Source organism: Pseudomonas svalbardensis (assembly GCF_030053115.1).
Taxonomy (GTDB): domain Bacteria; phylum Pseudomonadota; class Gammaproteobacteria; order Pseudomonadales; family Pseudomonadaceae; genus Aquipseudomonas; species Aquipseudomonas svalbardensis.
The window spans coordinates 5,797,369-5,816,057 of the sequence record NZ_CP125619.1 but is presented as its reverse complement, the minus strand read 5'-3'; the positions used below and the strand labels follow the sequence as shown (position 1 = coordinate 5,816,057).

Here is an 18,689-nt window from a genome sequence, read left to right as displayed (position 1 = left end):
TCGTGGTGGGCAGGAAGGCCACTACTCTAGCAAACCCCCGACACCTCAGACGCGACTCTGCTGATACTCCGCCAATGCCGGTAACAACTGCTTATCAATGGCCTGGCGCACGGCGGGCAGGATGGTCGCGCTGCTGGTGTACATCTGCTTGACCATCGTGCGCAGTTCCGTTGCCCGTTCGTTGTTCAGACCCCGTACCGCACATTCGCAGGCCTGCTCAGCGGTTGCGCCAGGGGGCACTGCAAATCCCAACGCCTTGAGCTGGCCCAACAGGTCTTCCTGGTCAATCAAATCGGCGTACATCATGACGCAATCCTTCTTCAGGGAACGGTGTCGTGGTTCGATTCTCGTAGGGGTGCGGAGTGGCGGCAAGGACGATTTGTCGCAATGGCCGCGATACCTATGAACAGGTCGTTTTCGGCTAACTTGCCAGAGGGGAGAGTGGGCACACTGGAGTCAGCTGGCTTCACGAAGGTTTGGTCACCCTCGCGCAACGGCTCCTCAACAGTACCCACCTCTGCCCCGATCCTGTCACGGCTTGATCGGGGTTTTTTTTGCCTGTGAATCAGGGTTTTTTGTGTTGCCTGTGCAGACGCCATCGCGAGCAGGCTCGCTCCCACAGTTGATTTGTGCACGACGCAAAACCAATGTGGGAGCGAGCCTGCTCGCGATGAACGATGACGCGGTTTAACGCTGCAACACGAGGATGCGCGACAACAATTCATCACGGTCGACATAGCAACCCTGCAAATGCCGGGCGCCGGTGGCGGGGTCGAAGGCGTTGCGGGCGTGGAGGGTGCGGCGGTTGTCGAAACACCACATTTCGCCGGGATTTAACCGCGTCATCACCCGGAATCGCGGTTCCCGGGTCATTGCAATAAAGTGGCGGTACGCGTGATAGAGAGCGGGCATCTGCTCGACCGACGCATCGAACGGACCGCGCAGAAAATTCGCCAAGCGGATTTCCGAAACCTGCCCAAAGGCATCCAGCGCGATGATCGGCGCGAGACGGCGGTAGTCGCTGTGGCGGTCTTTGTTGCGGAACTCCACAGGGATTTCGCAAAGGCTTTTGAACGCCTCGGGATCTTCATCGCGCAAGGCTTCGGCAATGGCAAAACCATCAACGAAAATACTTTCGCCACCGTCGGCGTCATTGACCAGGCAATGCAGAAATTGCAGCCCCGGTTGCAACTCCCGGGTCGGCAAATCGCTGTGCAGCGGCAGGTTGAAAGCGGTGTAGGCATTGCTGTCGGCATCGGCCTTGGATTGCACGTTGAACAGCACGCCAAAATTGCTCTCGCGGATGAAGGAAATCCGCTGGGCAATCAACTTCAACGAGCCCGGCTCGGTGGGCACACCGCGGACCTGAGTCAGGCCGACATCGCGCACGGCCAGCAGCCATTGCAGCAAGGCGTCGTTGTCGTTCATTAACGCTTGGTAGTCGAACACCGGCAGCTTCAGGTTGCTGTTCCAGAGCTGGCTTTTTGGCTTGGATGCCCGGCGTTCGGCGCGGGACTCGTCATCGTAGGCGTGGGCCCGTAACCAGCCAGGATTGAAGCGGCTGAGATGGCCGTCTTGCCAGTCCACACGCAGGCAGCCTTCGGCATCAATGCTGACGTCCGAAGGCTTTAGGTTTTCGGCGACGTCGACGATTTCCAGCACTTGCTCGCGGGTGACGGTGTAGACGCACAGCGGGCACGGGCAGTTGTCCCGCAACCACTGATGATGAAACGGGCTGACACGGTCATCGGCCCACTTCACTTGAATTCGGTCCGCCAGGGTGTGTACGGCGGTCAACGCGCTGATCAACGGGTAGGTACGGAAGTCGGCAAAAGCGGCGGCGGTGTTCAATGGCGATCTCCTTGTTATTTTTTAGGGGGTAACGCGATCACTCGGCCAATGTAGTCGGGGGCGGGAAGGTCGGTTTGCTCGGCGACGATGGCTTGCAGCTTGCTCAAGGTGTCTTCGCTGAACGGTGCGGAGCGCGGCCCGGCGAGGTCGACGTGCAGCAGCATTTGCTCGTTGCCCGCCAATTCCTTCTCATCCCCCGCCAGATGCAGGCTGTGATAGAGGTGCAGGCGTTTACTGTCGTGACCGATGATTTGGGTGTGCACTTCGACGTCGGCGTCGAGCTTCACTTCGTGCAGGTAATTGAGGTGCAGTTCGAGGGTGAACAGCGAGTTGCCGCTGGCTTCGCGGTTGCTGCTGTCCATGCCCAGACGATCCATCAGCGCGTCAGTGGCGTAGCTGAAAATCAGCAGGTAAAAGGCATCGCGCAGGTGGCCGTTGTAGTCGACCCAGTCGGGGATGATTTTGGTTTGGTAGGTGGTTAGGGCGGGCATGATTTTTGGTTCCGGCAGGTGGGAATGTGTTTGATTGAAGATCCACCCCTCACCCCAGCCCTCTCCCCAGTGGGGAGAGGGGAAAGGGAGCAGATTTTCGTACTTTTCAATCCTGAGTTCGACCCGATATCGCAGGTCGCAGTATTTCGACTAAACACCTCGGTCAGTCCCCTCTACCCTCTGGGGAAGAGGGTGAGGGTCAATCTCAAGCTGACCGCAACTATTCGCTAAACGCCATCCCATGCTTCTCTTTGGTAGTTTTCACCGCCTCCAGCACCGCCAGCAAGCAATCATCACGATAGCGCTCCAGCGCCGAAATGCTGTGCGTACCCAATTGATCGCTGGTGCCATCTACCACATCATCGATCAACTTCTCGGTCAGCTCCGGTGCCGGCAGATACGTCCATGGCAACTGCAACGCCGGCCCGAATTGCGCCATGAAGTGCCGCATCCCCGCATCGCCACCCGCCAGGGTGTACGTCAAGAACGTGCCCATGAACGACCAGCGCAGACCCGCGCCAAAGCGAATCGCATCGTCGATCTCACCGGTGGTCGCCACACCGTCGTTGACCAAGTGCAGCGCCTCACGCCACAACGCTTCGAGCAAGCGGTCAGCGATAAAACCGGGTACTTCCTTGCGCACATGCAGCGGACGCATGCCCAAGGATTCGTAGACTTTCATTGCCGCTTGAACGGCTTCCGGCGCGGTGTTTTTGCCGCCAACCACTTCCACCAGCGGCAGCAGGTAAACCGGGTTGAACGGGTGCCCGACGACGCAGCGTTCCGGGTGCGTCGAACTCTCGTAGAACTCGCTCGGCAACAGGCCGGAAGTACTGGAACCGATCAAGGCATTGGGCTTGGCTGCCGCGCTGATTTTGCTGTGCAGTTCCAGTTTCAGGTCCAGACGCTCAGGGGCGCTTTCCTGAATGAAATCCGCGTCGCGAACGCATTCTTCAATGGTTGCGACAAAGCGCAGCCGATCCTGCGATGCACCCGGCGCAAGGCCCTGTTTCTCCAACGCGCCCCAGGTATTGGCGACACGTTTGCGCAGCGTGGCTTCGGCACCGGGCGCGGGGTCCCAGGCCACCACGTCGAGGCCGTGGGCGAGGGCGCGAGACACCCAACCGCTGCCGATGACACCGCTGCCCAGGGCTGCGAAGGTTTTGATTTCAGTGATAAAGCTCATGGCGACGTCCTAAAAGAATTTGGTGATCTTGTAGGAGCGAAGCTTGCTCGCGAAGACGGCTTTCCTGGCGCAAGAAATCCACCGGATGTACCGGCCTCTTCGCGGGCAAGCCTCGCTCCTACAGGCTTGTGTGTGGAGGGTCAACCGCGCTTGGTCAGGCCCATTTTTGCCCGGCCTTCCGCCGGCGTCAGAACGCGGGCGCCGAGGCGGCTGAGGATCTCCGAGGCGCGTTCGACCAGTTGGCCGTTGGTCGCCAGTACGCCCTTGTCCAACCAGATGTTGTCTTCCAGACCGACCCGCACGTTGCCGCCGAGCAACACGGCCTGTGCGGCCATCGGCATTTGCATGCGACCGATGCCGAAGCCCGCCCACACCGCATTGGCAGGCAGGTTGTCGACCATGGCTTTCATGGTGGTGGTGTCGGCCGGCGCGCCCCACGGGATGCCCAGGCACAGTTGGAACAGCGGGTCGTCGAGCAACCCTTCCTTGATCATCTGCTTGGCGAACCACAGGTGACCGGTGTCGAAAATTTCCAGCTCGGCCTTCACGCCCAGCTCTTGAATGCGTTTGGCGCCAGCGCGTAGCTGGGCCGGGGTGGACACGTAAATGGTGTCGCCGTCGCCGAAGTTCAGGGTGCCGCAATCGAGGGTGCAGATTTCCGGCAGCAGTTCTTCAACGTGGGCCAGACGGGTCAGCGGGCCGACCAGGTCGGTGTTCGGGCCGAACTCCATCGGGTTCTCGCCAGCGCCGATTTCCAGGTCGCCGCCCATGCCGGCGGTGAGGTTGACGATGATGTCGACGTCCGCCTCGCGGATGCGCTCCATCACTTCGCGATACAGCGCTACATCACGGCTGAATTTGCCGGTTTCGGGGTTGCGCACGTGGCAGTGGACCACGGTGGCGCCAGCCTTGGCGGCTTCAACGGCGGCCGCGGCGATTTGTTTCGGGGTAACCGGCACGTGTGGGCTTCTGGCGGTCGTGTCGCCAGCACCGGTGAGTGCGCAGGTGATGATGACGTCGTGATTCATGAGGCGGGTTCCTTGCAGGCGTGATGATTCCGTTCGCAGCCCGGTCGGGCTGCGAGTCGGTGGTTCAATCGAGTTTATTGGGTCGTCAGTTGCAGGTTTTCAGCGGCGGGTTTGCCATCGAAGGTGGTCACGCCTTCGAGCCAGCGTTGCTTGTCTTGCGGGTGATCTTTCAGCCATTGTTTGGCCGATTCGAAGGCGTCCTTGTGATCCAGCAGCGGCTGCATCATCCGGCTCTCGTCTTCGGCGGTGTACGTCAGGTTGCTCAGCAAGCGACCGATGTTCGGGCATTGCTCGGCGTATTTCGGCGCGGTGACGGTCCAGACCGTGGCCATGCCTTCGTTCGGGCCCAGGGCGTCGTCGCTGCCGGTGAGGTACGTCATCTTCACGTTGACGTTCATCGGATGCGGCGCCCAGCCGAAGAACACCACGGCCTCTTTGCGCCGCACGGCGCGATCCACTGCTGCGAGCATGCCGGCCTCACTGGACTCGACCAACTGGAACTTGCCGAGGCCAAACTGGTTCTTGGCGATCATCGCCTTGATCTGGGTGTTGGCACCCGAACCTGGCTCGATGCCGTAGATTTTGCCGCCCAGTTCCTTTTCAAACTTGGCGATGTCGGCAAAGGTTTTCAGGCCCTTGTCGGCGAGGTAAGTCGGTACGGCGAGGGTGGCGCGGGCGTCTTTCAGGCTTGGCGCCTCAAGCACTTTGACCTGATTGGCCGCGACGAACGGGGTGATGGTCTGGGTCATCAGCGGGTTCCAGTAGCCCAGGAACAAGTCCAGGCGCTGGTCGCGGATCCCGGCGAAGATGATTTGCTGGGAAGCGCTGGTTTGTTTGGTGTTGTAGCCGAGGCCATCGAGCAGGACTTGGGTCATGGCACTGGTGGCGATCACATCGGTCCAGTTCACGACGCCCATGCGCACGTTCTGGCATGAAGCAGGTTCGGCCGCCATGACGCTGGCGCTCAGGAAAGCGGTACCGCTGAGTGCAAGAACACAGCTGCTGATCAGTCGTTTCATCTCAGGTTCCTCGGCAGACGTTATTGTGGGTTCCGGCATCTTTGTGCGCCGGTGATGCCAAGTTACGCAGCTTAAGGCCCGCTAAAGCGCACTACGGCGACCAGCTCTTGCACTGCAGCGACCTGTCCTCTTGAATGCCATCGACAACTGGCGTATCAACGTCAACACGCTACCCGCCAACCGAGTGCGCTCCATGTCCCAGGATTTCTACTTCATGTTGATGCCGGGTTTCTCGGCCATCGGTTTTATCTCGGCCATCGAGCCGCTGCGGGTCGCCAATCGCTTTCGGGGCGAGCTGTACCGCTGGCATGTGCTCAGCGCGGACGGCGGGGCGGTGCTGGCCAGCAACGGCATGTCGGTCAACGCCGATGCGGCGCTGGAACCGCTGAAGAAAGGTGCAACCCTGCTGGTGGTCGCCGGTTTCGAACCGCTGAAATTCGCCACCCCGGCGTTGGAGCACTGGCTGCGCCGCCTGGACAACGAAGGCGTGACCCTCGGCGCCATCGACACCGGCAGTTTCGTGCTCGCCGAAACCGGCCTGCTCGACGGTCATCGCCTGACCCTGCACTGGGAAGCCATCGACGCGTTCAAGGAATCCTATCCGCAGCTCAGCGTCACCCAGGAGTTGTTCGAGATCGACCGCCGACGCATTACCTCCGCCGGCGGCACCGCTTCCATCGACCTGATGCTCGACCTCATCGGTCAGGCCCACGGCCCGGAACTGGCGATCCAGGTCAGCGAACAATTCGTACTCGGCCGCATCCGCCCACGCAAAGACCACCAGCGCATGGAAGTCGCCACGCGTTATGGCATCAGCAACAAAAAACTGGTGCAGGTGATTGGGGAGATGGAGCAGCACAGCGAACCGCCGCTGAGCACACTTGAGTTGGCTGAATCGATCAAGGTGACTCGGCGGCAACTGGAGCGATTGTTTCGCCTGCATTTGAACGACACGCCAAGCAATTTCTACCTGCGCTTGCGGCTGGAGAAAGCCCGGCAGTTGCTGCGCCAAACCGATATGAGCGTGCTGGAAGTGAGTATCGCGTGCGGGTTTGAATCACCGTCGTATTTCACCCGAAGCTATCGGGCCAAATATGCCCGGTGTCCGCGGGAAGACCGCCGGCGGTTGGGGGATGGGCGGGAGCTGGTCTGAACTTAAGTTTTGACAACACCAGAGAACCCTGTGGGAGCGAGCCTGCTCGCGATGGCGGTCTGTCATTCAAGTTGATGTCGACTGATCCACCGCTATCGCGAGCAGGCTCGCTCCCACAGTTTTGATCTGCTGTGGGCCTTACTTTTTCATCAACGCCGAGCAGGCCGCTTTGAACGCTTCATGCTGATACTTGTTCAGCGTGGCCGGCAGTTCGAAGTCGAATTTCTTGTTCTGCGCATTGATGGTTTGTGGCGACAGCAGCGTGACCTCGCAATTTTCCAGCAACTGAAAAACGCCCTCGATCTTGAACGTGGTCGGCCCACCGGCGAACTCGCCTTTCTTGCTGCGTTTCTTGATCGCAATCCTATCGATGGAGTTCTCGCGTACAAACGACGCTACCTGAGCGGCAAAGACTTTGACGTTCGCGGCTTCATCGTCATCGTCGAGGGCGATTTTCTTGGTGGCCAGGGCGACGTGGCTCAGCACCTGACCGTCGAGAGAGGCCACGGCGATGATGGCTTCGCTGCCTTTGATTTCGATGCCGCAGATTTTCATGTAAATCCCTTTCCTTGTTGGTGGAGTACAGCTTACAGCTCGAGTTGATTGGGCTTGATGCCAAAAGCTACGGCGATTTTTTCGCGAGTGGCCTTGCGGGGTTTGGCAACAGTCTCCTGCTGGGCGACATATGTATGTTTTTACTCCTGCCCAATCGACTCCAAAAACTCCGACCGCTCATCGCTCATCCGCGCGACACAATCATTTTGCGCAATGGTGAACGCCTTGCTACCGGCCGTCGCCGGAAACGCCTCAACCGCGCAATCCGCATCCCGGGTCTTCAGCCACTGCTGTTGAGCAGCCTTGAGCTTGGCGGTGAAGTCGGCCAGTTGCGCCGGGTTCTTGCCGTAGGCCAATTGCATGCGATCGGTCAGGCTGTTGTAGTTCTCTTTCAGCAGGTCTTCGGCGGTGGTTCTGCTGTAGGTCGAGCATTCCAGGGTCTGGACTTCGTTTTCGACTTTGTCGCAGGGGTTGTCGTCGGACTCTTCAGCCGCGTGTACGCCGGTCGCTATCAGTGCCAAAGCCAGGAAGATCGATTTCATTGCGCCGCCACCCCTTATTCCAGTAAAGCATCCAGTAATGCCGCGAATTCTGGCCCATGCGCAGGCCATTGAACAGGTGCCCCATGACGTCCGGCGACGACCCTTTGTCGCGGATTGACGCTTTCGGCAAACCCCCTGTCGTTTTTGCACCCGGCTGCCCCCTCCCTCAGGCATATGCTGGCCCCAAAGCGCCGACACACGATTCGGCGCATGAATCGCTAATAGGGGACAGCCTGATGAGCCCAGCCGAATTGCACGCCGACAGCATCGTTATCGACGGTCTGATTATTGCCAAGTGGAACCGTGAGCTGTTCGAAGACATGCGCAAGGGCGGTCTGACCGCGGCCAACTGCACCGTGTCGGTGTGGGAGGGCTTCCAGGCCACTGTCAACAACATCGCCGCCAGCCAGAAGCTGATCCGCGAAAACAGCGACCTGGTGATTCCAGTGCGCACCACCGCCGATATCCGCAAGGCCAAGGAGCAGGGCAAGACCGGCATCCTGTTCGGCTTCCAGAATGCTCACGCCTTTGAGGACCAGATCGGCTACGTCGAGGTGTTCAAGCAGTTGGGCGTCGGTATCGTGCAGATGTGCTACAACACCCAGAACCTGGTTGGCACCGGTTGCTACGAGCGTGATGGCGGCCTGTCGGGTTTCGGTCGTGAAATCGTGGCCGAGATGAACCGCGTCGGCGTCATGTGCGACCTGTCCCACGTGGGTTCGAAAACCTCCGAAGAAGTCATCCTCGAATCCAAGAAGCCGGTCTGCTACTCCCACTGCCTGCCGTCGGGTCTGAAAATTCACCCGCGCAACAAATCCGATGAAGAACTGAAGTTCATCGCCGATCACGGCGGCTTCGTCGGCGTGACCATGTTCGCGCCGTTCCTGGCCAAGGGCATCGATTCGACCATCGACGATTACGCCGAAGCCATCGAATACACCATGAACATCGTCGGCGAAGACGCCATCGGCATCGGCACCGACTTCACCCAGGGCCATGGCCAGGACTTCTTCGAATACCTGACCCATGACAAGGGCTACGCCCGCCGCCTGACCAGCTTCGGCAAGATCATCAACCCGCTGGGCATCCGCACCGTCGGCGAGTTCCCTAACCTGACCGAAACCCTGCTCAAGCGCGGCCATTCCGAGCGCGTGGTGCGCAAGATCATGGGCGAGAACTGGGTCAACGTCTTGAAAGACGTTTGGGGCGAATAAGCCCACTTTGAACAACGATCCCTTGTAGCAACTGCCGAGGTACGAGGCTGCGTCGGGCTGCGAAGCGGCCCCCGAGGGCGGTCCTACGGACACGCAACGCAGCCTCGTACCTCGGCAGCTGCTACGCAAAACACACAACGAATTTTCTGGAGTTAAGTTTCCATGGCCAAGATCGCCCCGCAATTGCCAATCGAAGTCGACAGCGAAACCGGTGTCTGGACCTCCGACGCCCTGCCAATGCTGTATGTGCCGCGTCATTTCTTCGTCAACAACCACATGGGCATCGAGGAAGTGCTGGGCGCCGACGCCTACGCCGAAATCCTCTACAAGGCCGGCTACAAATCCGCCTGGCACTGGTGTGAGAAAGAAGCTGAATGCCACGGCCTGGAAGGCGTTGCGGTGTTCGAGCACTACATGAAGCGCCTGTCGCAGCGCGGCTGGGGTCTGTTCAAGATCCAGGACATCGACCTCGACAAGGGCACTGCCAGCGTCAAGCTCGAACACTCGGCGTTCGTCTACGTGTACGGCAAGGTCGGGCGCAAGGTCGACTACATGTTCACTGGCTGGTTTGCCGGTGCCATGGACCAGATTCTGCAAGCCCGCGGCAGCAACATTCGCACGGTTGCCGAACAAGTCTACGGTGGCTCCGAAGAAGGCCACGACGACGGTTTGTTCACCGTCAAGCCGTTGTAAGTCGAGGACCCCGCCATGGCTTTCGAAGCAATGTTCCAGCCGATCCAGATCGGCAAACTGACCATCCGTAACCGTGTGCTCAGCACCGCGCACGCCGAGGTCTACGCCACCGACGGCGGCATGACCACCGACCGGTACGTCAAGTATTACGAAGAGAAAGCCAAGGGCGGGATCGGCCTGGCGATTTGCGGCGGTTCCTCCAGCGTGGCCATCGACAGCCCGCAAGGCTGGTGGAAGTCGGTCAACCTGGCCGACGACCGGATCATTCCGCACTTCCAGAACCTGGCCGATGCCATGCACAAGCATGGCGCCAAGATCATGATCCAGATTACTCACATGGGCCGACGCTCGCGTTGGGACGGCGAGCATTGGCCAACCCTGCTGTCGCCGTCGGGCATCCGTGAGCCGGTGCACCGTGCGACCTGTAAAACCATCGAGCCGGAAGAAATCTGGCGGGTAATCGGCAACTACGCCACTGCGGCTGGCCGCGCCAAGGCCGGTGGCCTGGACGGCGTCGAGCTGTCCGCCGTGCACCAGCACATGATCGACCAGTTCTGGAGCCCGCGGGTCAACAAGCGTACCGACGAATGGGGCGGCAGCTTCGAAAACCGCATGCGTTTCGGCCTGGAAGTGATCAAGGCTGTGCGGGCTGAAGTCGGCCCGGATTTCTGCGTCGGCATCCGTCTGTGCGGTGACGAGTTCCACCCGGACGGCTTGTCCCACGAGGACATGAAGCAGATCGCCAAGTACTACGACGACACCGGCATGATCGACTTCATTGGTGTGGTGGGTTCGGGTTGCGACACCCACAACACCCTGGCCAACGTTATTCCGAACATGAGTTATCCACCGGAGCCGTTCCTGCACTTGGCGGCCGGTATCAAGGAAGTGGTGAAGGCCCCGGTTCTGCACGCGCAGAACATCAAGGACCCGAACCAGGCAACCCGTATTCTGGAAGGCGGCTACGTGGACATGGTCGGTATGACCCGCGCCCACATCGCCGACCCGCACCTGATCGCCAAGATCAAAATGGGTCAGGTCGACCAGATCAAACAATGCGTCGGCGCCAACTACTGCATCGACCGTCAGTATCAGGGGCTGGACGTGTTGTGCATCCAGAACGCAGCGACCTCCCGTGAATACATGGGCGTGCCGCACATCATCGAGAAGTCGAACGGTGTGAAGCGCAAGGTTGTAGTGGTCGGTGCCGGTCCGGCCGGGATGGAAGCTGCGCGTGTGTCGGCCGAACGTGGCCACGACGTGACCCTGTTCGAGAAGAAAGAATTTATCGGCGGCCAGATCACGACCGCCTCGAAAGCTCCGCAACGGGACCAGATCGCCGGTATCACCCGCTGGTTCCAACTGGAACTGGCGCGTTTGAAAGTTGACCTGCGCCTGGGCGTGGCGGCCGATGCGGCAACCATTCTCGACCTGCGTCCGGACGTGGTGGTGCTCGCCGTCGGCGGCCATCCATTCCTGGAGCAGAACGAGCACTGGGGCGCGGCTGAAGGCCTGGTGGTCAGCAGCTGGGACATCCTCGACGGCAAGGTGGCGCCAGGCAAGAACGTGCTGGTCTACGACACCATTTGCGAGTTCACCGGGATGTCGACGGCCGACTTTCTCGCCGACAAGGGCAGCCAGGTCGAGATCGTCACCGACGACATCAAACCGGGCGTGGCCATCGGCGGTACCTCGTTCCCGACTTACTACCGCAGCATGTACCCCAAAGAAGTGATCATGACCGGCGACATGATGCTGGAGAAGGTTTACCGCGAAGGCGACAAGCTGGTGGCGGTGCTGGAAAACGAATACACCGGCGCCAAAGAGGAGCGGGTGGTGGACCAGGTCGTCGTCGAAAACGGCGTACGTCCGGACGAAGAAATCTACTACGCCCTGAAGGAAGGTTCGCGCAACAAAGGCCAGATGGACATCGAAGCCCTGTTCGCTATCAAGCCGCAACCTTCGCTGAGCCAACCGGGCGACGGCTATTTGCTGTTCCGCATCGGCGACTGCGTGGCGCAGCGCAACACCCACGCGGCGATCTACGACGCCCTGAGGTTGTGCAAGGATTTCTAAGAGCTTGTGGATAACCCTGTGGGAGCGAGCCTGCTCGCGAATGCAATCTGTCAGCCGCCATTGATGTCGACTGACCCACCGCTTTCGCGAGCAGGCTCGCTCCCACAGGAATCGAGCAAGGCATCCAGCTTGTTAAGCCTGCAAGACCCGAGGTCTTTGGGAGCTCCACCATGTTGAACACCCTTCTTCCAATCCTGTTGTTCGCTGCCCTGGGCCTCGCTGTCCTCGGCGCGTTGCGGCGGGTGGCTATGTGGCGCCGAGGCCGGGCTTCGAAAGTCGACCTGATCGGCGGCCTGTTCGCCATGCCTAAACGCTACATGGTCGATTTGCACCATGTCGTCGCGCGGGACAAATACATCGCCAACACTCACGTCGCCACGGCTGGCGGTGCGGTGGCGTCGATTGTGCTGGCGATCCTGGTTCACGGTATCGGCCTGCACAATCGCATTCTCGGTGTTGCCCTGTTGATTGCCTCGGCGGTGATGTTCGTCGGTGCGATTTTCATGTTCCTGCGTCGTCGCAACCCACCGGCTCGCCTTTCCAAAGGGCCATGGATGCGTCTGCCGAAAAGCCTGTTGGCGTTCTCTGCGAGCTTCTTCCTGTTGACCCTGCCGGTCGCCGGCATCCTCCCGGAAAACTTCGGCGGCTGGGTGGTGGCGGCGATCCTCGGCGTCGGTGTGCTGTGGGGCGTTAGCGAACTGTTCTTCGGCATGACCTGGGGCGGGCCGATGAAGCACGCCTTCGCCGGTGCTTTGCACCTGGCCTGGCACCGTCGCGCCGAACGCTTTGGTGGCGGCCGTTCCACCGGTTTGAAACCGCTGGACCTGAACGATCCAAACGCGCCACTGGGTGTGGAAAAACCCAAGGATTTCACCTGGAACCAACTGCTCGGCTTCGACGCCTGCGTGCAGTGCGGTAAGTGCGAAGCCGCGTGCCCGGCGTTCGCCGCCGGCCAGCCGCTGAACCCGAAAAAACTGATTCAGGATATGGTCGTTGGCCTGGCCGGTGGCACCGATGCCAAATTCGCCGGCAGCGCGTATCCAGGCAAGGCAATTGGCGAACACGCCGGTAACCCGCATCAACCAATCGTCAACGGTCTGGTGGACGCTGAAACCCTGTGGTCCTGCACCACCTGCCGCGCCTGTGTCGAGGAGTGCCCGATGATGATCGAGCACGTCGACGCCATCGTCGACATGCGCCGCCATCTGACCCTGGAAAAAGGCGCGACCCCGAACAAGGGTGCCGAAGTTCTGGAAAACCTGATCGCCACCGACAACCCTGGCGGCTTCGCCCCGGGTGGGCGGATGAACTGGGCGGCGGATTTGAACCTCAATCTGATGAGCGAGAAGAAATCAGTCGACGTGCTGTTCTGGGTCGGCGACGGTGCCTTCGACATGCGCAACCAGCGCACCTTGCGCGCCTTCGTCAAAGTGCTGAAAGCGGCCAAGGTCGACTTCGCGGTGCTGGGCCTCGAAGAGCGTGACAGCGGTGACGTAGCCCGACGTCTGGGCGACGAAGCCACCTTTCAGTTGTTGGCCAAACGCAACATCCAGACCCTGGCCAAATACAGTTTCAACCGCATCGTCACCTGCGACCCGCACAGCTTCCACGTGCTGAAAAACGAATACGGCGCCTTCGACGGCAACTACCTCGTGCAGCACCACAGCACCTACATGGCGGAAATCATCGGCGCTGGCGCCCTGAACCTCGGCCAGCACAAAGGCAGCAGCGTGACTTATCACGATCCGTGCTACCTCGGCCGCTACAACGGCGAATACGAGGCACCGCGTGAAGTGCTGCGCGCCCTGGGTATCGAGATCAAGGAAATGCAACGCTCCGGTTTCCGCTCTCGCTGCTGCGGCGGTGGTGGCGGTGCGCCGATCACCGACATTCCGGGCAAGCAACGGATCCCCGACATGCGCATGGAAGACATCCGCGAAACCGGCGCCGAACTGGTGGCCGTGGGTTGTCCACAGTGCACCGCGATGCTCGAAGGCGTGGTCGAACCCCGGCCGCTGATCAAGGACATCGCCGAACTGGTGGCGGACGCGTTGCTCGAAGACGCTGCCCCGAGCAAGCCGACCACACCGGCCCAACGTGAACCTGCGGAGGCCCACTGATGAGCGACATTATCCGCCGCGACCCACGCGCCGAATGGATCGCCCGTAACCGTTTGCACCCGCTGCACGCGGCTATGCAGCCGGCGCAACACAGCTGGATGGGGCCTAATGGCGTCATCCGCAAAAATCCCCACGGCATCGGTTTTATCGGTCCCAACGGCATCAAACGCATTGACCGCAGCGGCGCTCAACAGGGCGGGGCGAGCAAACGCTCGGCCGCCGTTGAAGTGCAATTGCCGCTGCATCAAGTGCCTGCACCTGCGTTTTACATCAGCGTGGTGCCGGACATGGTCGGCGGCCGCTTGAGCAGCCACGACCGCGACTTGCTCGGTCTGGCTCATCAATTGGCCGGCAAGGACGGCGCGGTGTTGGCCGTGGTCTTCGGCGAACACAAAGAAAACGCCTTCGCCACCGCTGGCGTCGATCGCTTGCTAGTGCTGGATGGCGAAGAGTTCAGCGGTTATGCACCGGAACAACGGGTCCAGGGCCTGCGGGCTGTGGATAACCAGTTCAGCCCGCGTCACTGGTTGCTGCCGGACAGCCGCAGTGGCGGTGGTGAACTGGGTCGACGCTTTGCCGCTGCACTGGGCGAACGCCCGGCCACGCGGGTCTGGCAGGTCAAGGATCAGGAGTGCATCGGCCGTGCTGGTGCTGGTTTGCAAGACCTTGCGCGCCCGGTCGCTCGCTTGATTCTGGCCGCCGTCGAATGCGCCGAACCTGTCAGCGAAACCCGTCACGAAGCCTTGCCGGTGGAGTTATCCACAGCGGTGGCGCGCAGTCTCTCGCGCATCGAGGATTTGGGCGCGGTGGCAGTGGACCCGGCGGCGATTCCGATGGCCGAAGCCGAGTTCATCTTCTCTGGCGGCAACGGGGTCAAGGACTGGGGACTTTTCCACAGGACCGCCGAAGCGCTGGGCGCTACCGAAGGCGCGTCCCGTGTGGCGGTGGACGATGGCTTCATGGCGCGCGATCGCCAAGTCGGTGCGTCCGGCACCTGGGTCACCGCGCGGGTTTACGTGGCGGTAGGGATTTCCGGTGCGATTCAGCACCTGCAAGGCATCGGTGCCTGCGACAAGGTGGTGGCGATCAACCTCGACCCAGGCTGCGACATGATCAAACGGGCCGACCTGTCGGTGATCGGCGAGAGCGCCGAGATTCTTCAAGCCTTGATCGACGCGGTAGAGGCTTACCGCAACGAAGCCAAGCGCGATGCGGCTTAAGGAAAGGAAAGGGTTATGAGCACGAAAATCATCAGCCTGGTGTCCATCGGCGCCCATCCGACCTCCGGCCGGCCACGTCGCGCGGAGCAGGATGCGCGGGCGGTGGAGCTGGGCCTGCAACTCGCTGGGGATAACCTGCAAGTGCTGCATGCCGGCGACGTTGCGGAACCGGCGTTGCGCGCTTATCTGGGCATGGGCCTGGAACAGCTGCACGTGCTTGAGCAGCCGGAAGGCGCCGACGCACTGCCGGCATTGACCGCGTATTTGCGTGACGCCGGGGCTCAGGTCGTGCTGACCGGTAGCCAGGCGGAAACCGGCGAAGGCTCGGGCATGTTGCCGTTCCTGCTGGCGGAAAGCCTGGGCTGGCCGCTGGTCGTGGGGCTGGCTCAAGTTGAATCCATCGACGGCAGTTCGGCGCTGGTGCTGCAAGCTTTGCCGCGCGGTCAGCGCCGTCGCCTGAAAGTACGGCTGCCGTTTCTCGCGACTGTGGATAACGCCGCGCCGAAGCCTCGGCAGAGCGCCTACGGCCCCGCCCGACGCGGGGTGTTGCAGGCGGATGAAGTCGAAGTGATCGACGATGAACTGCTGGCGGTCGCCACCCTGCAACCGGCCAAGCCACGGCCTAAACGCTTGAAGGTGATCAAGGCCAAGAGCGGCGCGGACCGGATGAAAGCCGCGACGGCCAAGGCCAGCGGTGGAGGCGGACAAGTGCTTAAAGGGTTGAGTGCCGAGGCGGGGGCTGAGGCAATTCTCAAGTTACTGATCGAAGAAGGCGTGGTCCGCTAGCGATCCTGTGGGGGCGGTAAATGGCAGTTGAATTTCGTTCGGCCCTGCGCGCGGATGCGCGGGAGATTGCTCGCTTGTTCCAGATTTCGTCAGAAGGTGCTGCGGACTACATCTGGAGCCAACTGGCGCAACCCGGTCAGGATTTACTGGACGTGGGCGCCAGTCGGTATGCCCGTGAAGACGTGGATTTTTCCTGGCAGAACTGCCTCATTGCCGAGGCACAGGGAAACGTCATTGGCATGATGCACAGCTACGTGATGCGTCACGATCCGCTGGCACCTCCAGTGACCGATCCGGTTCTGGCGCCGTACGCCAGGATGGAAATCCCCGACACCCTCTATATATCCAGCCTGGCGCTCCATGAAGGCTGGCGAAACCAGGGCTTGGGCAAGCAATTCCTCGCCTACGCTTACGACCGTGCCAACCAGCTGGGGCTCAATGGCTTGAGCCTGATCGACTACGCGGTGAATACCGGCGCCCGTCGGTTTTATGAGCGGCATGGCTTTCGTATCGTCGATACCTGCCAGATCACACCGCATCCAATGATTCGGGTCACGGGTGAGGCCTATTTGATGTATCGGCCTTAAGGCACGAACCCAATCCCACAGGGTGATGGGTTACCCACAATCCCTGTTAGCGCTTCTGTGGATAACATGTTCGCCGCTCGCCACACCCCATACAAATCAAGCCCTGCAACCCTTCGTACAAAAAACAACCAGCCTAACTTGCGGTTTTTTCACGCTTTTTTCAGAGGATAACTTTGTACGCGAACCAATACTTGCCCCCAATCTCTGTTAGCGCATCTGTGGATAAGATGTTCGCTGTCCTCTACAGGCCATATAAAACGGGCTTATCAGGCTGCTGATCAAAAAACGATCAAATCGTCATTTTAGGCCGGGAAACTTCGCGCAAACCCCGATTTATCGCGGCTTCCAACGGTTTTCCACAGATCGGCCCAAGTTGCCCCCAAAGTCTGTTGGCGCTTCTGTGGATAAGGTGTTCGCCATCCTCTGCAAGCCACGTATAACGTGCCTTACAAGCTTTCGATCAAAAAGCAACCAATCGCTGCTAAAAACCCTGCTTCTGGATAAGTCACGGATTTTCTTCAGTTTCTGTGGAGAAAGTTTTCCGTAAATCCGCACTTGTCCCCATTTGCTGTGGGCGAAGGTGTGGATAACTTGTTCGCGAACCTCTACAGCCCCATACCAGCGGCAGCTCTAAAGCGATTGATCGACATTTGAACAATAAAAAACCGCGAAGCATGTTCGCGGTTTTTTGTCTCAGCGGATCGGTCAGCCTTGAACCGGAACCCCTTTGAGGTAAGGCGCAGGTTCCGCGCCCAGATTGTTCAGCAAACGCTCGCTGTACCAGTCCACGAAGTTCACCACGCCAAACTCATAGGTCTTGGAGTAAGGGCCTGGCTGGTAAGCCGTGGAGTTGATGCCGCGCTGGTTCTCTTCGGCCAGGCGACGGTCCTGGTCGTTGGTCGCATCCCAGACCTGGCGCATGCGCTCCACGTCGTAGTCCACGCCTTCGATGGCGTCCTTGTGGACGATCCACTTGGTGGTGACCATGGTTTCCTGCGCGCTGATCGGCCACACGGTGAACACGATGATGTGGTCGCCCATGCAGTGGTTCCAGGAGTGCGGCAGGTGCAGGATGCGCATCGAGCCCAGGTCCGGGTTTTTGATCCGGCCCATGAGTTTGGCGCAGCCCTGTTTGCCGTCCAGGGTCATCGACACGGTGCCCTTGAGCAGCGGCATGCGCACGATGCGGTTACGCAGGCCGAAGCTGGCGTGGGCGTACGGAATCTTCTCGGCTTCCCAGGCGGCAGCGGAGGCGGCAACGTGGTCCTTGAAAGCCTGGTCGGCGCGCGGGTCGGTAACGTCGTCCCATTCCAGCAGGGATTTCAGCAGTTCCGGGTGCGATGCGTTGCAGTGGTAGCACTCGCGGTTGTTTTCCAGCACCAGTTTCCAGTTGGCTTTTTCGAACAAGGTGGTCTGGATCGCCACCTTGGTGTTCTCCATGTCGTACGGTTCCATGTAATGGTTCAGCGTCGACAGGAAGTCATCAATGGCCGGCGGGTTTTCCGACAGGCTGATGAAGATGTAGCCGCCGGCAGTCTTCACGTTCACCGGTTTGAGGCCGTACTCCTTCATGTCGAAGTCGGCGCCCATTTCGGTGCCGGCGAACAGCAGGCGACCGTCCAGCTCATACGTCCATTGGTGGTAGTGGCAGACCAGTTTGGCGACTTTGCCTTTTTCACTGGTGCACAGCCGCGAACCGCGGTGACGGCAGACGTTGTGGAACGCATGGACCACGCCGTCGGCGCCGCGAATCACGATGATCGGGTTCTTGCCGACTTGCAGGGTCAGGTAGTTGCCCTTGGTCGGGATTTCGCAGGTCATGCCGGCGATCAACCACTCTTTCTGGAAGATCTCCTGCATGTCGATATCAAACAGCCGCTCGTCAGAGTAAAACGGTTGCGGCAGCGAGAAAGTGCGCTCGCGCTCTTGCAGCATCTGCGCGGTGGCCTTGCGTGCGGGTTCCAGCGGATCGCCCAGGCTGATTTTTGCGGTGACGTCCATCGATTTGATCCTCAAGGCCATTCTGTGTGGCCGGCGAAAGTGGCTAATCAGGTGTGCTGCTCAGGGTGCTACGCAAGGTGTAAAGATTGTGTATTGGTATGGGGCGAGTGTGGGGCCGGCGCTCGCCAGAACCTTATCCACGAGCGACATGGCCCACTCTGTTCCCG

At 60.2% G+C, this 18,689-nt stretch carries 17 protein-coding genes and 1 pseudogene; 8 read left to right on the top strand and 10 right to left on the bottom strand.

Annotated elements, in window-relative coordinates:
- Positions 1-45 precede the first annotated feature (45 nt).
- From QFX16_RS26945 to choX, 6 genes are all read right to left on the bottom strand, one after another.
- Positions 46-306, bottom strand: coding sequence for a hypothetical protein (locus QFX16_RS26945; protein WP_283181973.1), 261 nt, complete (start codon positions 304-306; stop codon positions 46-48).
- Positions 307-687: 381 nt separating this feature from the next.
- Positions 688-1,851: a gamma-butyrobetaine dioxygenase gene (locus QFX16_RS26940; protein ID WP_283181972.1), complete on the bottom strand. Its 1,164-nt coding sequence runs from the start codon at positions 1,849-1,851 to the stop codon at positions 688-690.
- 14 nt (positions 1,852-1,865) lie between these two features.
- Positions 1,866-2,342, bottom strand: coding sequence for a thioesterase family protein (locus QFX16_RS26935; protein ID WP_283181971.1), 477 nt, complete (start codon positions 2,340-2,342; stop codon positions 1,866-1,868).
- A gap of 220 nt (positions 2,343-2,562) precedes the next feature.
- A complete protein-coding gene (locus tag QFX16_RS26930; protein WP_283181970.1) occupies positions 2,563-3,528 on the bottom strand; it encodes an L-carnitine dehydrogenase in 966 nt (321 codons plus the stop codon).
- Between the two features lie 140 nt (positions 3,529-3,668).
- Complete coding sequence (gene cdhC, locus QFX16_RS26925) at positions 3,669-4,556, bottom strand: 3-dehydrocarnitine:acetyl-CoA trimethylamine transferase CdhC (RefSeq protein ID WP_283181969.1); 888 nt, start codon at positions 4,554-4,556, stop codon at positions 3,669-3,671.
- A 74-nt stretch (positions 4,557-4,630) separates the two neighbouring features.
- Positions 4,631-5,575 carry a choline ABC transporter substrate-binding protein gene (choX, locus tag QFX16_RS26920; RefSeq protein ID WP_283181968.1) on the bottom strand — a complete coding sequence of 315 codons (945 nt, stop codon included), beginning with the start codon at positions 5,573-5,575 and terminating at the stop codon, positions 4,631-4,633.
- A gap of 193 nt (positions 5,576-5,768) precedes the next feature.
- Between choX and QFX16_RS26915 the strand changes: the two genes are divergently transcribed.
- Positions 5,769-6,728 (top strand): GlxA family transcriptional regulator, encoded by a 960-nt coding sequence (locus QFX16_RS26915; RefSeq protein WP_283184642.1) that lies wholly within the window; start codon positions 5,769-5,771, stop codon positions 6,726-6,728.
- Positions 6,729-6,866: 138 nt separating this feature from the next.
- Here QFX16_RS26915 and QFX16_RS26910 read toward each other — a convergent pair whose 3' ends face one another.
- From QFX16_RS26910 to QFX16_RS26900, 3 genes and pseudogenes are all read right to left on the bottom strand, one after another.
- Positions 6,867-7,283 carry a DUF3010 family protein gene (locus QFX16_RS26910; RefSeq protein ID WP_283181967.1) on the bottom strand — a complete coding sequence of 139 codons (417 nt, stop codon included), beginning with the start codon at positions 7,281-7,283 and terminating at the stop codon, positions 6,867-6,869.
- Positions 7,284-7,315: 32 nt separating this feature from the next.
- Positions 7,316-7,408 (bottom strand): annotated as a pseudogene (locus QFX16_RS26905) (helix-turn-helix domain-containing protein); the annotation flags it as partial.
- A gap of 15 nt (positions 7,409-7,423) precedes the next feature.
- Positions 7,424-7,825 carry a lysozyme inhibitor LprI family protein gene (locus QFX16_RS26900; RefSeq protein WP_283181966.1) on the bottom strand — a complete coding sequence of 134 codons (402 nt, stop codon included), beginning with the start codon at positions 7,823-7,825 and terminating at the stop codon, positions 7,424-7,426.
- A 236-nt stretch (positions 7,826-8,061) separates the two neighbouring features.
- On the opposite strand from QFX16_RS26900, the gene QFX16_RS26895 reads away from it, so the two are divergent.
- The 7 genes from QFX16_RS26895 (at position 8,062) to QFX16_RS26865 (ending at position 16,521) form a co-directional block, all read left to right on the top strand.
- On the top strand, positions 8,062-9,039 hold the full coding sequence (locus QFX16_RS26895; RefSeq protein ID WP_008033250.1) for a dipeptidase: 978 nt from the start codon (positions 8,062-8,064) through the stop codon (positions 9,037-9,039).
- A 162-nt stretch (positions 9,040-9,201) separates the two neighbouring features.
- The gene (locus QFX16_RS26890) at positions 9,202-9,732 is read left to right on the top strand and encodes a DUF5943 domain-containing protein (protein ID WP_003194877.1); all 531 of its coding nucleotides are present in this window, start codon (positions 9,202-9,204) and stop codon (positions 9,730-9,732) included.
- A gap of 15 nt (positions 9,733-9,747) precedes the next feature.
- On the top strand, positions 9,748-11,808 hold the full coding sequence (dgcA, locus tag QFX16_RS26885; protein WP_283181965.1) for a dimethylglycine demethylation protein DgcA: 2,061 nt from the start codon (positions 9,748-9,750) through the stop codon (positions 11,806-11,808).
- 170 nt (positions 11,809-11,978) lie between these two features.
- Entirely contained in the window at positions 11,979-13,928 is a 1,950-nt protein-coding gene (gene dgcB / locus QFX16_RS26880; RefSeq protein ID WP_283181964.1) for a dimethylglycine demethylation protein DgcB, read from the top strand.
- Complete coding sequence (gene etfA, locus QFX16_RS26875) at positions 13,928-15,148, top strand: electron transfer flavoprotein subunit alpha (protein ID WP_140893677.1); 1,221 nt, start codon at positions 13,928-13,930, stop codon at positions 15,146-15,148. Before dgcB ends, etfA begins: the two co-directional genes overlap by 1 nt.
- 15 nt (positions 15,149-15,163) lie before the next feature.
- Positions 15,164-15,934, top strand: coding sequence for an electron transfer flavoprotein subunit beta (gene etfB / locus QFX16_RS26870; RefSeq protein WP_283181963.1), 771 nt, complete (start codon positions 15,164-15,166; stop codon positions 15,932-15,934).
- 20 nt (positions 15,935-15,954) lie between these two features.
- Positions 15,955-16,521 carry a GNAT family N-acetyltransferase gene (locus QFX16_RS26865; RefSeq protein WP_283181962.1) on the top strand — a complete coding sequence of 189 codons (567 nt, stop codon included), beginning with the start codon at positions 15,955-15,957 and terminating at the stop codon, positions 16,519-16,521.
- Between the two features lie 705 nt (positions 16,522-17,226).
- On the opposite strand, the gene gbca is transcribed toward QFX16_RS26865, so the two are convergent.
- Complete coding sequence (gene gbca, locus QFX16_RS26860) at positions 17,227-18,522, bottom strand: glycine betaine monooxygenase oxygenase subunit (protein ID WP_283181961.1); 1,296 nt, start codon at positions 18,520-18,522, stop codon at positions 17,227-17,229.
- Positions 18,523-18,689 lie beyond the last annotated feature (167 nt).

Bases quoted from the DNA above. Each gene is read 5' to 3' on its own strand.
- QFX16_RS26945 (WP_283181973.1), bottom strand. From the start codon at position 306: ATGATGTACGCCGATTTGATTGACCAGGAAGACCTGTTGGGCCAGCTC.
- QFX16_RS26935 (WP_283181971.1), bottom strand. From the start codon at position 2,342: ATGCCCGCCCTAACCACCTACCAAACCAAAATCATCCCCGACTGGGTC.
- QFX16_RS26930 (WP_283181970.1), bottom strand. From the start codon at position 3,528: ATGAGCTTTATCACTGAAATCAAAACCTTCGCAGCCCTGGGCAGCGGT.
- cdhC (WP_283181969.1), bottom strand. From the start codon at position 4,556: ATGAATCACGACGTCATCATCACCTGCGCACTCACCGGTGCTGGCGAC.
- choX (WP_283181968.1), bottom strand. From the start codon at position 5,575: ATGAAACGACTGATCAGCAGCTGTGTTCTTGCACTCAGCGGTACCGCT.
- QFX16_RS26915 (WP_283184642.1), top strand. From the start codon at position 5,769: ATGTCCCAGGATTTCTACTTCATGTTGATGCCGGGTTTCTCGGCCATC.
- QFX16_RS26910 (WP_283181967.1), bottom strand. From the start codon at position 7,283: ATGAAAATCTGCGGCATCGAAATCAAAGGCAGCGAAGCCATCATCGCC.
- QFX16_RS26900 (WP_283181966.1), bottom strand. From the start codon at position 7,825: ATGAAATCGATCTTCCTGGCTTTGGCACTGATAGCGACCGGCGTACAC.
- QFX16_RS26895 (WP_008033250.1), top strand. From the start codon at position 8,062: ATGAGCCCAGCCGAATTGCACGCCGACAGCATCGTTATCGACGGTCTG.
- QFX16_RS26890 (WP_003194877.1), top strand. From the start codon at position 9,202: ATGGCCAAGATCGCCCCGCAATTGCCAATCGAAGTCGACAGCGAAACC.
- dgcA (WP_283181965.1), top strand. From the start codon at position 9,748: ATGGCTTTCGAAGCAATGTTCCAGCCGATCCAGATCGGCAAACTGACC.
- dgcB (WP_283181964.1), top strand. From the start codon at position 11,979: ATGTTGAACACCCTTCTTCCAATCCTGTTGTTCGCTGCCCTGGGCCTC.
- etfA (WP_140893677.1), top strand. From the start codon at position 13,928: ATGAGCGACATTATCCGCCGCGACCCACGCGCCGAATGGATCGCCCGT.
- etfB (WP_283181963.1), top strand. From the start codon at position 15,164: ATGAGCACGAAAATCATCAGCCTGGTGTCCATCGGCGCCCATCCGACC.
- QFX16_RS26865 (WP_283181962.1), top strand. From the start codon at position 15,955: ATGGCAGTTGAATTTCGTTCGGCCCTGCGCGCGGATGCGCGGGAGATT.
- gbca (WP_283181961.1), bottom strand. From the start codon at position 18,522: ATGGACGTCACCGCAAAAATCAGCCTGGGCGATCCGCTGGAACCCGCA.